This window comes from Streptomyces sp. MUSC 14, assembly GCF_001866675.1.
Classification (GTDB): Bacteria; Actinomycetota; Actinomycetes; order Streptomycetales; family Streptomycetaceae; genus Streptomyces.
The window spans coordinates 112402-127316 of the sequence record NZ_MLYN01000022.1; the positions used below are offsets into that span (position 1 = coordinate 112402).

The 14915-nt window shown below is 72.9% G+C and carries 16 protein-coding genes; 8 read left to right on the top strand and 8 right to left on the bottom strand.

What is annotated here, in order from left to right:
• Positions 1-33 precede the first annotated feature (33 nt).
• The gene (locus tag BIV25_RS13650; protein ID WP_071372644.1) at positions 34-315 is read left to right on the top strand and encodes a DUF4031 domain-containing protein; all 282 of its coding nucleotides are present in this window, start codon (positions 34-36) and stop codon (positions 313-315) included.
• Here the strand turns inward: BIV25_RS13650 and BIV25_RS13655 are convergent.
• Entirely contained in the window at positions 297-1376 is a 1080-nt protein-coding gene (locus tag BIV25_RS13655) for a GNAT family N-acetyltransferase (protein WP_071372643.1), read from the bottom strand. The two genes, BIV25_RS13650 and BIV25_RS13655, sit on opposite strands and share 19 nt — an antisense overlap.
• A 52-nt stretch (positions 1377-1428) precedes the next feature.
• Positions 1429-2073 (bottom strand): hypothetical protein, encoded by a 645-nt coding sequence (locus BIV25_RS13660; RefSeq protein WP_071372547.1) that lies wholly within the window; start codon positions 2071-2073, stop codon positions 1429-1431.
• 140 nt (positions 2074-2213) lie between these two features.
• Between BIV25_RS13660 and BIV25_RS13665 the strand changes: the two genes are divergently transcribed.
• Positions 2214-2915, top strand: coding sequence for a copper homeostasis protein CutC (locus BIV25_RS13665; protein WP_071372548.1), 702 nt, complete (start codon positions 2214-2216; stop codon positions 2913-2915).
• 20 nt (positions 2916-2935) lie between these two features.
• Here the strand turns inward: BIV25_RS13665 and BIV25_RS13670 are convergent, their stop codons facing one another.
• From BIV25_RS13670 to BIV25_RS13680, 3 genes are all read right to left on the bottom strand, one after another.
• Complete coding sequence (locus BIV25_RS13670) at positions 2936-3589, bottom strand: hypothetical protein (RefSeq protein ID WP_071372549.1); 654 nt, start codon at positions 3587-3589, stop codon at positions 2936-2938.
• 42 nt (positions 3590-3631) lie between these two features.
• Positions 3632-5776 carry a UvrD-helicase domain-containing protein gene (locus BIV25_RS13675; RefSeq protein ID WP_071372550.1) on the bottom strand — a complete coding sequence of 715 codons (2145 nt, stop codon included), beginning with the start codon at positions 5774-5776 and terminating at the stop codon, positions 3632-3634.
• Between the two features lie 164 nt (positions 5777-5940).
• On the bottom strand, positions 5941-6324 hold the full coding sequence (locus BIV25_RS13680; protein WP_071372551.1) for a hypothetical protein: 384 nt from the start codon (positions 6322-6324) through the stop codon (positions 5941-5943).
• 130 nt (positions 6325-6454) lie between these two features.
• Here BIV25_RS13680 and BIV25_RS13685 point away from each other — a divergent pair, with 130 nt between their 5' ends.
• A complete protein-coding gene (locus tag BIV25_RS13685; RefSeq protein WP_071372552.1) occupies positions 6455-6640 on the top strand; it encodes a hypothetical protein in 186 nt (61 codons plus the stop codon).
• A 32-nt stretch (positions 6641-6672) separates the two neighbouring features.
• Here BIV25_RS13685 and BIV25_RS13690 read toward each other — a convergent pair whose 3' ends face one another.
• Positions 6673-8313, bottom strand: coding sequence for a DNA repair helicase XPB (locus BIV25_RS13690; RefSeq protein WP_071372553.1), 1641 nt, complete (start codon positions 8311-8313; stop codon positions 6673-6675).
• Positions 8314-8648: 335 nt separating this feature from the next.
• On the opposite strand from BIV25_RS13690, the gene BIV25_RS13695 reads away from it, so the two are divergent.
• Together BIV25_RS13695 and BIV25_RS13700 are read left to right on the top strand one after the other, a co-directional pair.
• Positions 8649-9461, top strand: coding sequence for a helix-turn-helix transcriptional regulator (locus tag BIV25_RS13695; RefSeq protein ID WP_177235263.1), 813 nt, complete (start codon positions 8649-8651; stop codon positions 9459-9461).
• Positions 9437-9652, top strand: coding sequence for a DUF397 domain-containing protein (locus tag BIV25_RS13700; protein WP_071372555.1), 216 nt, complete (start codon positions 9437-9439; stop codon positions 9650-9652). Before BIV25_RS13695 ends, BIV25_RS13700 begins: the two co-directional genes overlap by 25 nt.
• Before the next feature lie 14 nt (positions 9653-9666).
• Here the strand turns inward: BIV25_RS13700 and BIV25_RS13705 are convergent, their stop codons facing one another.
• The gene (locus BIV25_RS13705) at positions 9667-12231 is read right to left on the bottom strand and encodes a helicase C-terminal domain-containing protein (RefSeq protein WP_071372556.1); all 2565 of its coding nucleotides are present in this window, start codon (positions 12229-12231) and stop codon (positions 9667-9669) included.
• Positions 12232-12340: 109 nt separating this feature from the next.
• Here BIV25_RS13705 and BIV25_RS13710 point away from each other — a divergent pair, with 109 nt between their 5' ends.
• Both BIV25_RS13710 and BIV25_RS13715 read left to right on the top strand, forming a co-directional pair.
• Positions 12341-13405, top strand: a complete 1065-nt coding sequence (locus tag BIV25_RS13710) for a hypothetical protein (protein ID WP_071372557.1) — start codon at positions 12341-12343, stop codon at positions 13403-13405.
• A gap of 50 nt (positions 13406-13455) precedes the next feature.
• Positions 13456-14079, top strand: a complete 624-nt coding sequence (locus BIV25_RS13715; protein WP_107486106.1) for an HAD family hydrolase — start codon at positions 13456-13458, stop codon at positions 14077-14079.
• On the opposite strand, the gene BIV25_RS13720 is transcribed toward BIV25_RS13715, so the two are convergent.
• Positions 14049-14306, bottom strand: a complete 258-nt coding sequence (locus tag BIV25_RS13720; RefSeq protein ID WP_071372559.1) for a hypothetical protein — start codon at positions 14304-14306, stop codon at positions 14049-14051. The two genes, BIV25_RS13715 and BIV25_RS13720, sit on opposite strands and share 31 nt — an antisense overlap.
• Before the next feature lie 186 nt (positions 14307-14492).
• On the opposite strand from BIV25_RS13720, the gene BIV25_RS54075 reads away from it, so the two are divergent.
• Positions 14493-14876 carry a cold-shock protein gene (locus BIV25_RS54075; protein WP_071372560.1) on the top strand — a complete coding sequence of 128 codons (384 nt, stop codon included), beginning with the start codon at positions 14493-14495 and terminating at the stop codon, positions 14874-14876.
• The last annotated feature ends 39 nt before the right edge of the window (positions 14877-14915 follow it).

Below are 14915 nucleotides of genomic sequence, written 5' to 3' on the forward strand. Positions count from 1 at the left end.
GTGCGGCGTATGGCGTGCGGCACCGGTGACCCCGTGACCCTCTACATCGACCCGCCCACCTGGCCCGGTCACGGACGCCTGTGGTCGCACCTGGTGAGCGATGTGTCGTACGACGAACTGCACGCGTTCGCCGTGAAATTGGACATCCCCGGCCGCGCCTTCGACGGCGACCACTACGACGTTCCGGAGCGCCGGTACGCGGACGTGGTGGCGGCGGGGGCGGTGGAGGTCAGCAGCCGCACGGTGGTGCGGCTGCTGCACGCCTCGGGGCTGCGGCGGCGTAAGCGCAGGGGGGATCAGGCGCGGCGCAGGTAGAGCGCGAGTCCCTCCTCCATGCCGTGCTCGGTCCGGGCGGTCCGCTCCTCCTCCGGGGTGGCCCGGGTGAAGCCGGCCCGCGCGACCACCCGCTGCGAGGGGATGTTGGTGTGCTCGATGGTCGCGACGACCGTCGAGACGTCGTCCCGGGCCAGCGCCCGCTCGGCCAGGGCGCGCAGCGCCTCGGTGGCGTAGCCGTGTCCCCGAGCGCCCTCGGCGAGGTCGTAGCCGACCTCGACCCGGCCCTCCTCGTTCGGGGCGCTGTGGAAGCCCATGCCGCCGATCGCGCGGCCGTCCTCGCGCCGGACGAGGGCGAAGACCCCGAACTCCGGCCGGTGCGTGCCCGCTTCGTACGCCTTCACCAGGAAGCCGGACGCGTCCCGGGTGCCCTCGTAGGGGCCGCCCTCGATCCAGTCGAAGCCGCCGTCGCCGCCGAGGCGCAGGTCGCGGGCGGCGGCCGGCCGGATGCCGACCAGGTCGAGCCGCTCGGCCGGGACGACCAGGTTGTTGTGCCAGCGCCACTCGGTGACCGGGGCGCGGCCGGGCAGCTCGCCCCGGCCGGTGGCCCACAGCAGGGTCGGCCAGGGCGCGGGACCGGGCTGGACCTGCGGGAAGATGCAGGTCAGAACGGATTCGGCCAGGTCCTCGTCCGGTGCGTAGGGGAGTCCGAGGCCCTCGGCGATGTCATGGGTGTGCAGCAGTACCTCGGCGATGCCCATCGCCGCGAAGCCCTCGCGGTCGGCGCTGCGGAACGGGTAGGGGTGGAAGGCGCGCACGCCGGGCGGGGTGGTGTCGACGGTGGCGGCGAGCAGTGCGCCGGTCGTCTCGATCACGTGCAGCAGGCCGGTGTTGTCGGTGCCCTCTTCGAGGGTGATCTCGAAGGGGACGTACGCCTCCCGGGCGCGTCCGGCGAGGTTGCCGGCGTAGCCCAGGAAGTCCTCGGCGACGTGGAACGCGGTGGCGTGGCAACTCCACTCCACCCGGCCCGCCTTGACGGCCGTCCAGTCCCGGTCCGCCGCCTGCCGCAGCGTCGCCGTACAGCTCGCGACGGCCCGCTTCACATCGTCCCCGCTGATCATTCGCATGGGGCGCACTGTAGGCGGGGGCGTCGGCTCAGGTCGACAGCAATTCCAGCTCGGATCCGAGGTTGTAGCGGGCCGTGGCCTCCCAGTGCTCCTGGCCGTACGGGGTGTGGAACAGGCGTGGCAGTGCGAGGAGTTGGCGCAGGATCGCGCAGCGGCCGTCCCGGAAGGCGTCGTTCGGCACGAAGTGGTACTCCTCGCGCACCTCGGCGGTGTAGGCGGCGTACGCCGACGGGGGCGCGGCCAGGATCGCGAGGTCCGCGTCGCACAGCACCTGGCCGTCGTGGTCGTCGCCGGCCGGGTCGTGCGTGACGGTGAGCCGGACCAGCCGGGCCACCTCGGCGGTCTGCTCCGGTGACACCCCCGCCTCCGGGAGCGCGCGCTCGGCGAGCCGCGCCGAGCGCTCCTCGTTCTCGGACCGGTCGGGCAGGTAGACGGCGTCGTGGAACCACGCGGCCAGCCGTACGACGTCCGGGTCGGCGGCGTGGTCCGCGAGGTCGTCGACGTGGTCGAGCACCGCCGCGAGGTGGGCCACCGTGTGGTACCGGCGCTGCGGCTCCTGCCAGCGGGCGAGCAGGTTGTCGGCGTACGGCGCGGGGTCGGGGCCGCCGCCGGGGGCGCGGGCGGCTTCCAGGGCGCGGGCGAAGCGGAGGCGCAGGGCGTCGAGGTCGGCCATGGGCTCATTGTGGCGTGCGGGTGGCTGATCGCCGCGTGCGGTCGGCCACGGGGTGGGGCAGGGCGTACCCTTTGGATTGGACTAGACCTCTAGAGCCGTACTTGGATACCTGGATCTGTAGCCGCGATGAATGGGGTGCCATGAGCAAGCGTGCAGTCCTGGAGGTGATCGCGCTCGACGTGGCGGACGCGGTCGCCGCCCAGGTGGGAGGCGCGGACCGGCTGGAGCTGGTCACCGAGATGGCGGCCGACGGGCTCACCCCCGCGACGGCCACCGTCGCCGGGATCCGGGCCGCCGTCGACATCGACCTGCGCGTGATGCTGCGGCTGTCGGACGGGTTCGCGGCGGGAGCCGCCGAGGACGTCGCCGCTCTGGTCCGGGCGGCGGGCGAGCTGCGGGAGGCGGGGGCCGACCAGTTCGTGCTCGGCTTCCTCGACGCGGACGGCGCGGTGGACCTGGCGGCGGTGGAGCGGGTGGTCGCCGCCCTGGACGGCTGCGCCTGGACCTTCCACCGGGCGATCGACCACGCCGCCGACCGCGACGCCCTGCGCAAACAACTCGCCGACCTGCCCGGCCTGGACGCCTACCTCACGGCGGGCGCCGCCGCCGGCGTGGACGAGGGGCTGCCCACGCTGGTCGCGGAGGCCGGCCGCCGTGGTGAGCCCGGGTACGACCAGACGGTCCTGGTCGGCGGCGGGCTGCGCCTGGAACACGTCCGCCCGCTGCGGAACGCGGGGATCGACGCGTTCCACATCGGCGGCGCGGCTCGCTCCGCGGGTTGGGACGGGTCTGTTTCCGAGGAGCTTGTGCGGGAATGGCGAAGGGCGGTGGACGGGGAGTAGGACAGCCCCGCCCACCACCGTCACCCTGTCGCGATCGCGACCAGGACGAACAGGAACACGAGCACGAAGCCGCTCAGCGGGAGCAGGCCGAACATGCCCGCCGGGCGGCGCAGGACCGGCTTGCCCGGGTCCAGGCCGGGGCCCATGGCGGCCATCGGCGGGGGGATCTTGCGGATCTTGGACAGGGCGAAGAGGTTGATCAGCAGCGTGATGGGCGTGATGATCACCGACATCGGGCCCCACCAGCCCTGCACCATCGTGTCCGACTGCATCTTGCGGAACACGGCGAGCGCGCAGGTCTGGCAGAAGGTGCCCTTCCGCCACAGGTTCCGCATCACGATCAGGAAGCCCTGGTGGCCACGGATCGTCACCCGCGTGGCCGGCCCGGCCCCGCACACGTCGCAGCCGGGCCCGGCGGGTGCCTGCTGGTAGGCGGCCTGCTGACCGTAGTCGACGGGACCCTGCTGGTACGGCGCCTGGGGCTGGCCGTAACCGCCGGGCGCCGGGGCGGGCTGATACGGCGCGGGGGCGGGCTGCTGGTACGCCCCGGGCGCCTGTGCGTACGGCCCGGGGGCCTGCTGGTACGGACCCGGCTGCTGCGGGTAGGCACCCGGCTGCTGGTAAGGCCCCGGCGCCTGCGGGTAACCGGGATACGGGGACGGCGGTGTGCTCAACGGAGGCCTTTCCATGGGGACGTGGCGGAACGGAGCAGCACCCTACTCATCGTTCTTCTCAGCCAGTTGCGCAGGCACCGGTGCCGCGTGCGTCACGATCAGTCCGGACACCGCTCGCGTGAGCGCCACGTACAGCCGCCGCAGGCCGGTCCGTTCGTCCGGCTCGCCGTCCACCACGGCCTGGGGCTCGTCCAGGGCGACGTAGTCGTACTCCAGGCCCTTGGCGAGGGAGGCCGGGACCAGGGTGAGGCGGGTCTCGCGGGTGGTCTCCTCGCCGGGGGCGAGATACGCGATCCCCGCCGCCGTCAGCGCCTCGGCCAGGACCGGGATCCGGGCGTCGGCGGCGATCAGGCCCGTCGAGCCCTCGTTGCCCAGCAACTCCTCGCAGGCGGCGACGACTTCGGCGGTGTCCGTGATGGCGCGGACCTCGAAGAAGCCCGGGTTCTCACGGACCGAGGCGACCGGGGTGAGGCCGGGCGCGATGTGCGGCAGGAGCCGGGAGGCGTACGTGATGACGTCCGTCGGCACACGGAAACCGGCCGTCAGCTCCTCGATCACGCCCTCGCGCTTGCCGAGGTGGGCCAGCGCCTCGTCCCAACTCCGGGTCGCCCACGGGGTCGTGCCCTGGGCCAGGTCGCCGAGGACGGTCGCGCTGCCGGTGGTGCAGCGGCGGCCCACCGAGCGGTACTGCATCGGGGACAGGTCCTGCGCCTCGTCCAGCACGACATGGCCGAGCGAGTGCGTGCGCTGGATGAGGTCGGCCGCCTCGTCGACCAGCACCGCGTCGGCCGGCGACCACCTGGCCGACTTCACGCTGCGCACCGGCCTGTCCCACAGGATCGTCTTCTGCTCGTCCTCGTCGAGGACCCCCTCGGCGTGCTCGGCGAGGAAGTCCGCGTCCGTCAGCAGGCGCAACACGAGCTTCGCCGGGTCGACGGCCGGCCAGAGAGCCTTCACGGCCGCCTTGACCGCGCTGTTGCGCGCCACCGCGTCCTGCACCCGGTCGTCCGGCGCCTCACCGGCCCGCTCCATCTGCACCAGCACCGCGTGCGCGATCCGCTGCGGCAGCGCCTCACGGGCGGCGCCGTACCGGATGTCCCGCTCCAGCAACTCCCGTACGACGTCTTCCAGTTCGTACGCCGGTACGCGCCAGCGCCGGGAGCCGCGCACCACCACGACCGGTTCCGTCGGCATGCTCACGTGCGCGTACAGCGCCCGGCGCAGCACCTCGGCCATCCGGGCGTCACCCTTGATCACGGCCGCCGCCGCCTCGTCCGCGCCGCGCACCTCCACGTGCGCCACCAGGTCGTCCACCGTGGCCTGCTGCACCGCCAGCTCGCCCAGCGCCGGGAGGACCTGCTCGATGTAGTGCAGGAACGACTTGTTCGGCCCGATGACGAGGGTGCCGGTGCGGGCCAGCCGCTCCCGGTGGGCGTAGAGGAGGTAGGCGACCCGGTGCAGGCCGACGGCGGTCTTTCCGGTGCCGGGCCCGCCCTGGACGCAGACGGTGCCGCCCAGCCCGGAGCGGACGATCTCGTCCTGCTCGGGCTGGATGGTGGCCACGATGTCCCGCATGGGGCCGACGCGCGGCCGCTCGATCTCCTGCTGGAGGAGCCTGCTGGTCTTCGCGCTCTCCTCCGGGTCGGACAGGTGCTCGTCCTCGTACGCCGTGAGGTCCCCGCCGGTGTAGCCGAAGCGGCGGCGCAGGCCGACGTCCTGCGGGTCCTTCTTGGAGGCGCGGTAGAACGGCTGCGAGACCGGGGCGCGCCAGTCGATGACCATGGGGTCGCCGTCGTGGTCGTGCACATGCCGGCGCCCGATGTAGAACTGCCCGCCCGTCTCCCACCGCCGCCCTTGCAAGGAAGGCGCTTCGCGCCTCTTTTTTGATTCCTCGGCGCCCTCCGCCTGATCCGCGCCCGGCGCGTGCAGGTAGTCCAGCCGGCCGAAGAACAGCGGGGTGTCGCTGAGGTCGGCCAGCGCCTTGATCCGGTCGTCGATCTGGCGGGCCAGCACCTGGGCGTTGACCCAGTTCGCGGCGACGTCCTTGATGTCCAGCGCCTCCACGTCCTCGCGCATGGCGCGCAGCGCGGCACGGGAGGACGTCAGATGGGCGCGCTCCCGGGCGAGCGGGTCGTCGAGCGGGGCGGCGGACGGGGCGTCGAGCGGCTCTTGGGCGGGCGTGGACAAGGGGGTGCCTCCGGTAGACCTGCTGGGTAGCTACGACGATGCCGCACGGTTACCGACCGGGCGGCGGCGCTCCGCTGAGGGGAGGCGGGCAAGAGAGGAGATTTTAGTCGGGGCGGGGAGACGAGCGCCAATGAATTTCCCGGGCGGTGTTCCCGGGCGGTGCCTCAGCTCCCGGTGTCCCGCGCTCGCACCGCGTCGAACAGGGGCCAGCCGTCCACCTCCGCCTCCACCGGCCCCGCCGCCGGAAACAGCCCACGTGCCAGAGCCTCGTCCAGCAACGCCCGCACGCTGCCGGGCTCGTGCAGGTTCAGGTACGCGCGGTCCGGCAGACGCATCGCGGCGCCCTCGTCGTGGTAGCCGTCGGCGATGATCCGGCCGGCCGCCGGCCGGAACACCAGACGCAGCCGGGCCCGGCTGCCGAGCCGCCACAGCGACACCGTGCTCGCGCACCCGGGACAGCCCCGCGCCCGATCGTGCCGGTGCCAGAAGCACCAGCCGTACACCGTGCCGTCCACCACCAGGCGACGGACCCTGCGTCTGCTCCCCATGACCGCACCCTAGGGGACCCGTCCCCCTCGAAGTAGGGGTCGAGGTCCACCCGGAGGTCTAGTCCGAGCCGCTCACAACTGGCTCTGGAGACCGATGCGGGTCCGGTGTCCGTGGAGCCACCATGGAGACATGAGCGCAGCAACCATCTCCCCGGCCCCGGCCGCCCGGCCCCCGTCCGGTGCCACGGCGACCGACGGCCCCCACCACCACCCGCTCGGCAACGCCCTGCGTGCCGTCAAGGTGTTCGCGGAGGCCGCCTTCAACGTGATCATCCTCGGCGAGTACGGCGAGGAAGCGGGCATACGCCGTCGGTGACGGGCCCCGGCCCCCACCGGCGCGCCGCCGGCTCAGCCCTCCGCGAGGAGCTCGTCCGCGTCCACGATCCGGTAGGCGTAGCCCTGTTCCGCCAGGAAGCGCTGGCGGTGGGCGGCGAAGTCCTGGTCGATCGTGTCGCGGGCGACCACCGAGTAGAAGTGCGCCTGATGGCCGTCGGCCTTGGGCCGCAGCACCCGCCCCAGCCGCTGAGCCTCCTCCTGCCGCGACCCGAACGTGCCCGACACCTGGACGGCGACCGTCGCCTCCGGCAGGTCGATGGAGAAGTTCGCGACCTTCGAGACGACCAGCACGCTGATCTCGCCCTCGCGGAAGGCGTCGAAGAGCTTCTCGCGCTGCGCGTTGGAGGTCTCGCCCTTGATGACCGGGGCGTTCAAGTGCTCGCCCAGCTCGTCGAGTTGGTCGATGTACTGCCCGATGACGAGGATCTGCTGCCCGGCGAACCGGCGCACGATCGCCTCGGTGACCTTCCGCTTGGTGTCCGTCGTCGCGCAGAAGCGGTACTTCTCCTCCGTCTCGGCGGTGGCGTACGCGAGCCGCTCGGAGTCGGTCAGGTTGACCCGCACCTCGACGCAGTCGGCGGGCGCGATGTACCCCTGCGCCTCGATCTCCTTCCAGGGCGCGTCGAACCGCTTCGGCCCGATCAGCGAGAACACGTCCGACTCACGGCCGTCCTCGCGCACCAGCGTGGCCGTCAGCCCCAGCCGCCGCCGCGCCTGCAGATCGGCGGTGAACTTGAAGACGGGAGCCGGCAGCAGATGCACCTCGTCGTAGACGATCAGGCCCCAGTCCCGGGAGTCGAACAGTTCCAGGTGCGGATAGACACCCTTCCGCCGCGTCGTCAGCACCTGGTACGTGGCGATCGTGACCGGCCGGATCTCCTTCCGCGTGCCGCTGTACTCGCCGATCTCGTCCTCGGTCAGCGAGGTCCGCTTCACCAGCTCGTGCTTCCACTGCCGGGCCGAGACGGTGTTCGTGACCAGGATCAGCGTCGTCGACTTCGCCTGGGCCATCGACCCGGCCCCGACCAGCGTCTTTCCGGCACCGCACGGCAGCACGACCACACCGCTGCCGCCGTGCCAGAAGTTCTCCACGGCCTGCTTCTGGTACGGCCGCAGCGCCCAGCCGTCCTCCAGCAGCTCGATCGGGTGCGCCTCGCCGTCGACGTACCCGGCGAGGTCCTCGGCCGGCCAGCCCAGCTTCAGCAGCACCTGCTTGATCTGCCCGCGCTCGGAGGGGTGCACGGCGACGGTGTCCGGGTCGATCCGGGCGCCCACCAGCGGGATGATCCGCTTGGACCGCAGCACCTCCTCCAGCACGGGCCGGTCGGTGCTGGTGAGCACCAGTCCGTGCGTGGGGTGCTTGGACAGGGTCAGCCGGCCGTAGCGGTCCATGGTCTCGGCGATGTCGACCAGCAGCGCGTGCGGCACCGGATACCGGCTGTACTGCACGAGCGCGTCCACGACCTGCTCGGCGTCGTGTCCGGCCGCGCGCGCGTTCCACAGTCCGAGCGGCGTGACCCGATAGGTGTGGATGTGCTCCGGCGCCCGCTCCAGCTCGGCGAACGGCGCGATGGCCCGCCGACAGTCGTCGGCCCGCTCGTGGTCGACTTCCAGGAGCAGGGTCTTGTCGGACTGGACGATTAGGCAGGACACACATACCTCCACGGATAGGATCTCCAGCGTGACAGACACTGCACCTGTCACCGCTCGGGCCATGCCCCGTGCCCGGCGCCGGAAGGGCGTACCGGCCAGCGCGCCGGGGATGCGCGCCGCTATCTATGTTCGCCCATCGCGTGAAACGGACGAGACGACCCTCGAGGAAGACATCGATGTCTCCGGCGGGTCTGGACGGTTCTTTCTGGGGGCTGCCAGGCTGTTGTTCACTTATTGTGAGCGGGAGGTCACTGGCGGACTGTCGGCCGTTGGCGGAGGGGCGCGCGATGCCACCACGGAAACCGATCCCGGGATCGGGTCACCAATCACCCCGCGTGGTGCTTGCCATCGAGCTGGCCCGGCTGCGCACCGAGTCCGGCCGGTCCCTGCGGGAGCTGGCCGGCAAGGTCGGGTGGGACCACTCGCAACTGCACAGTCTGGAGCGGGGCAAGACCCTCGGCGGACCCGAGATCATCGAGGCGCTCGACGTGGTCTACGGGACGAAGCCGCTGCTGATGCGGTTGTGGGAGATCGCCAAGCAGGAGACCGTGTTCCGCGACAAGTACGTGCGGTACATGGAGCTTGAGGCGGAAGCCGTGGTCATCGAGCACTATGCGGGGAGCTTCCTGCACGGCATGTTTCAGACCGAGGCGTACGCGAAGGCGTTGTTCTGGTCGACGCCGCATCTCCCCAGCCAGGTCCCGGAGTTGGAAGAACAGCTTGTCGGCCGCATGAGCAGGCAGGAGCTGCTGCTGTGCGAGTCGCCTCCACACCTGCGGGCGATCATCGACGAGGCGGTCCTGCGACGGCCACTCCTGGACGCCGGGGAATGGCGTGGACAACTTGCCCACATCGTCGAAATGGCGTCCCAGCCGCACGTGGCTGTCCAGGTTCTGCCGTACTCGGTGGGGTTGCATGATCTCCTCGGCGGACTGGTCGCCTTTCTCCGGGGCCTCGACGGGACCACAGCGGTCTGGGTGGAGAGCAGCAAGAGTGGTGAACTGCTGGAGGACGCAAGGGAAGTCGAACAACTCAGGTTGTCCTACGATGCACTTCGGGACGTGGCCCTTTCGCCCCAGGACTCGGTGGCGTTCATTGAGCAAGTGATGGAGGACAGCGCACCATGCGATCCCCTGGCATCGACCTGAGAGTTGCTTCGTGGCGCAAGTCCAGCTACAGCGACGGAGGCGCCGGCAACTGCATCGAGGTAGCGCACGACTTCCCCGCCGTCATCCCCGTCCGCGACAGCAAGGCGCCGCACGGCCCGGCCCTTGTCTTCCCGGCCGGCAGCTGGGCTTCGTTCGTCGCCGCCGTCAAGGGCGGCAGGCTCAAGGGCTGAGCCGCGGGCCGGGGTCAGTCCTCCGCCAGCTCCGCCACCCCCGTGATCCGGTGCAGCGGATACGTCCGTACCTCGTCCGCCGTGTGGTCGTAGGCCGTGACGAAGCCGCCCTCGACGCGGACCGGGGCGATGACGCGCTGGCTGGCCGAGCCCTCGGCGTTGACGTAGCCGATCCAGAGGGATTCGCCGGTCAGGACGGCGGCCTGCATGGTGGCCAGGGTCTCGGCGGAGGAGGTGCGCGGCAGCTCGCCGCCCGCCAGCGGGGCCCTGCTCCCGGTCCCGGTCTCGGAACCGGCGGGCTTGCGCGGGGCGGTGGCCGCGAGGTCGCCCGCCCGGATCGCGCGGATCGCCGCCGCGAGGAGCGTGGCGTCGGGCGGCGGCGGGCCGTCCGGGACCGGCTCGGGTGCCGTGCGCGGCGGGGTGCGGTGGGCGTGCGCGCGGGCGATCAGGACGTCGCCCTCGGCGGACTCGGCGGCCGGTGCGAAGCCCAGCGCGCGCAGGCCCTCCAGCAGGGCCGCCGGGTCGGACTGGGCGGCCAGCACGGTCGGGGCCAGCCGGCGCAGCCGCAGACCGGCGGCGCGCTTGTCGGCCAGGATCTCGTTCAGCAGGGCGTCGTCGTCGCAGCGGACGTACGCCGAGGCCGCGCCCACCCGCAGATGGCCGTGCTTGCGGGCCACGTCGTCGATCAGATAGGCGAGCGGCTGCGGGACCGGCGTACGGGAGTGCTCGGTGAGGAAGGCGTGCAGGTCGGAGGCGGTGCGGCCGGCGTCCAGGGCGCGGCGCACCGAGGCGGGCGTGAAGCGGTAGACCGTCGCCCCGCCCTTGGACTCGACGTCCGCGAGGACGTCCAGCGTGTCGGCGAGCGGCCGCTGGAGCGGGCCCGGCGCCACCGCCGTCAGGTCGGCCTGGAGCAGGACGTGGTCCAGGGGTTCGGGCAGCAGCGGGGCGAGGACACGGGCGGCGGCCGCCGTCGCCGCCGCCCGCTCGGCGGGAGAGAGCAGCGCCGGGGCGGGGCCGGGCGCGTGGTGGTGGACCGGCAGCTTGGCGCCCGGGCCCGCCGGATCCTCGGCGACCGGGGCCGGCGCCGGCGCCGGTGCGCCGAGCAGCGCGCGCCCCTGCGCCGACAGCGCGCCCCGGCCCGTGATCCCCAGCAGTTCCGCCTCCGACAGGGTCCAGCGGGCCAGCCGGGAGCGCAGGTCCTCCTCGCCGCCCTCCTGCCGGGGCCCGCGCAGCGGCCGCTCCCAGCCCAGCCGGTCCAGGACCGACCCGGTGTCCGGCGCCGTGCCGGTCGGCAGCCCGGCCAGCAGGGTCAGCACCCGGTGCCGTACCTCGGCGGCGGCCGAGCGGTCCAGGCCAGGGCCGAGCGCGGAGAGCGTACGGTCCTTCGCGTCCCGCCCGCCGACCAGCCCCGGCGTCCGGGTGCCCGCGAGCCAGGCCTCCGCGAGGCGGGTCCAGCGCTCGGCGGCGGGCCGCTCCAGCCACTCGTCGTAGCCGGGCGTGGCCGCGTACCGCTCGTCGGCCTCGCCGTCGGAGGCGATCAGACCGGCCGCGTACGCCAGCTCCACCCAGAACGCGGCGACCGGCTCGGAGACGTCCAGGGCGACGGCCGTGCGCTTCAGATCGCGCACGCTCAGCCCGCCGGCCCGCAGCACGCCCGGGCCGCCCTCGTCCCAGTCCTTCTGCAGCTCCTCGACGGTGGCGAGCGCGGTGTACGCCTGCCCGGCCGCCGTCGCGTCCACCACCTGCGGGCTGTGCGCGGCGGCCGGTTCGACGGCGGGTGGCAGCGGCTCCGGCGCGCGGTGGGCCCGGCCCTCGCGCAGATGCAGGGCCACCTCGCGGGGGAGCACGACCGTGCCGGGGGTGGTCGGCAGCAGCAGGCCCCGGTCCAGCAGCCAGCGCAGATGCGCGGCCGGATCGGCGGTGACCTGCCCGTACGGCGGCCCCCACACCAGCCGGTGCAGCACGTCGAGGGCCGCGTCCGGGGCCCCGGCGAGCAGCTTGGCCATCTTCTTGCGGTGGCCGAACAGCGCGGTGAGCGCGGCCACGGCGGACACGGCGTCGTGGGTCGACGGCAGCCCGGCCGTCGTCACGATCTCCTGTATCCGGCCCGGCGACATGCCCGACGTCGCCTCCTGCACGGACGGGCCGAGGCCGGTCGGAGAGGGGTGCTGCGGGGCCGGGGCGAGGAGTTCACGGGCGGTGCGCACGAGCCGCATCCGCTTGTCGTCGCCCCACACCAGGGCCTGCTCGCGCAGGGTGGCGACGGCCCTCGGCAGCGCGGCGGTCACGCTCTCGTCGGCCGCGTCGCCCGCCATCAGCCCGAGCAGCGTGGCGTACGACGCCGGCTCCGGGGCCACGGCCAGCGCCTCCGCCGTCTGCAGCGCGAACCGGTCCAGCCGCTCCAGCGCGCGCAGCACCGAGGCGCGGGTGCCGGCCCGGGTCGCGAGCTGGGTGAGGTCGGTCGGCACGGGCGTGATGAGGTCGGGCCGGCTGCGCAGGAGCGCGGACAGCGAGGCGTCGTCCCTGGCGCGCAACGCCTCCGCGAGGGATCGGGGAGCTGGTCGGGCCGCTTGGCTCATCTGACCCACGGTAGCGGGTGCGTCCGTTCCCGCCGAGTGACCGGGGGAGGGCGGCCAGGCGGTACCGTCCTCATCGGGGTTTCCACACCGTCGCCCCGGAGGGGTTCCGTTGGGGATCGAGAGTGACAAGGTCGTCTACGAGTACCTGAGCCGTGTCGGAGACATCGCTCAGCAACGGCAGCTGCCGTCGTCCACCCGCATGCGGCTGGTCTCGGAGCTGCGCAACGAGATCGACCGGCACCGGGCCAGGGTGACGGTGGACTCGCCCGCCGCCGTCCGCCGCATCCTGGACCGGCTCGGCAGCCCCGACGACGTGGTCGAGGCGGCGGGCGGAACGTCCGGCACCGGTGGTACCGGCGGTGTGCCGCAGCCGCCCGCCGCCGTACCCGTACAGCCCGCGCCGCGTGAGCGGAAGCGGCCCGCGAAGCCGGCGGAGGAGGACGCCGACGACGGCGCGGGACGGCCGAAGGGCCTGCGCCGGGTCGTACCCCGCCCGCGTTCCCGCCCCCGTCCCGCCGATCCCGAGCCCGCGGGCCCGTCCGTGCCGCGCGACGCGCCGTCCCCGGCGCGCCCCGGCCCGGTGTACGACTTCGGGGACGACCTCCCCCAGCCCGAGTGGTGGCGCACCGGCGACACCCCCTTCGGCGGGGCCGGCACCGACTCCGTGCCGGGGTTCGTGGGCGGTGTGGAGATCCCGGAGATGCTGCGGCGGCCGCAGAAGGAGACGGCCGCCGAGGAGCCGAAGAAGGAGCAGGAGGCCGAGGAGGAGGCGCCGGAGGCCACCGAGGAGGACGGGTCCGCCGGGCGCCGCCGCCTGCTGCCCCTGGGCCCCGCCGCCGGCTGGACCAACCCCCTCCTGCTGCTGGCCGCCGCCGCGCTGGTCGCCGGCGCGGTGCTCGGCAACTGGTTCGCGCTGCTGCTCGGCTGGGTGATCGCCTACGGCTCCCGCAGGCTGACCGCCGCGGAGACCAGGACGGCCGTGATGATCCTGCCCGGCGCGGCGGTGGCGGCGGGTCTGGTGTGGCTGTGGGGGCGGCAGGACGGCCGCTGGGGTCAGCCGATCGCGCAGGGACACATGGGGGACGCGGTCGCGGGGACGTGGCCGTGGGTGGTCCGGGGCGCGGCGATCGCGTCGGCGTTGTTCCTGGTGTGGCGGTCGCAGCGGCGCGGGTGAGGCGCCTCGCCCCCGCGGGGCGCTCGTACGCACCCGGCACAATGGGCGACATGACTCTCACCGTCGGCTTCGACCTCGACATGACCCTCATCGACTCCCGCCCCGGCATCCGTGCCTGCTACCTGGCGCTGGCGGAGCGGACCGGGACCTACATCGACGCCGACCTGGCGGTGACGCGGCTCGGGCCGCCGCTCGCGGAGGAGCTGGTCAACTGGTTCCCCGAGGAGCGGATCCCGGCGATGGCGGACCTGTACCGGGAGATGTACCCGACGATCGCCATCGCCGAGACCCCCGCCATGGACGGCGCGAGGGAAGCGATAGAGGCCGTACGGGCGGCCGGCGGGCGGACCATGGTCGTCACGGCGAAGTACGAGCCGAACGCCAAGCTGCACCTCGCGCACCTCGGCATCGAGCCCGACGTGGTCGTGGGCGACCTGTGGGCCGAGCAGAAGGCGCAGGCGCTGCGCGAGTACGGCGCGCATGTGTACGTCGGTGACCACATCGGGGACGTGCGCGGGGCGCGCACGGCGGACGCGCTGTCCCTCGCCGTGGCCACCGGGCCGTGCTCGGCGGAGGAACTGCGCGCCGCGGGCGCGGACGTCGTGCTGGACGACCTGTCCGCGTTCCCGGGGTGGTTCGACGGCTACCGCTCGGCGGCCGCGGCCCGCGCCTGACGCCGGCCGACCGCCACCGACCGCACCAGACCGGCGCCGGCGAGCAGGAAGCCGACGCCCATGAGCATGCTCAGCAGGTACATGTAGGTCGGGAAGGGCGTCGCGCCGAGGAACAGCGGGGTCACCGTGACGAGGGTGGCCAGCGCGCCGATGAAGAACACGACGGCACCGGCACGGATCAGTCGGTCGCCGGGCCCGGCGGAATTCGTTTGGGTTTTGTCACGCACCGGACCAGGGTAGTTCCCAGCCACGGTGAACAACCGGGGGACGTCTTGTCACCCGCCTGAAGAGCATTAGCCTTGGTAGCACTTGGTATCGCCAGGTAGCAGCGGGTCACGGCCGACCCGCTCGCTTGCTGTCGAGAGCCGTTTCCGAAGTAGTTTTCCCGACGAGACACGAGGACGAGGACAGACGTGCCTACCGGCAAGGTCAAGTGGTTCAACAGCGAGAAGGGCTTCGGCTTTCTCTCCCGCGACGACGGCGGTGACGTCTTCGTCCATTCCTCGGTTCTCCCCGACGGAGTCGACGTACTCAAGCCGGGACAGCGCGTGGAGTTCGGTGTCGTCGCCGGTCAGCGCGGTGACCAGGCGCTCTCGGTGACGGTCCTCGACCCGACGCCGTCGGTCGCGGCGGCCCAGCGCAAGAAGCCGGACGAACTGGCCTCGATCGTGCAGGACCTGACGACCCTTCTGGAGAACATCACGCCGATGTTGGAGAAGGGCCGTTACCCGGACAAGGTCTCCGGCAAGAAGATCGCCGGCCTGCTCCGCGCGGTCGCCGACCAGCTGGACGTGTGAGACCTCGGGCAAACCTCAGGGAAAAGCGAGCGCATCCCG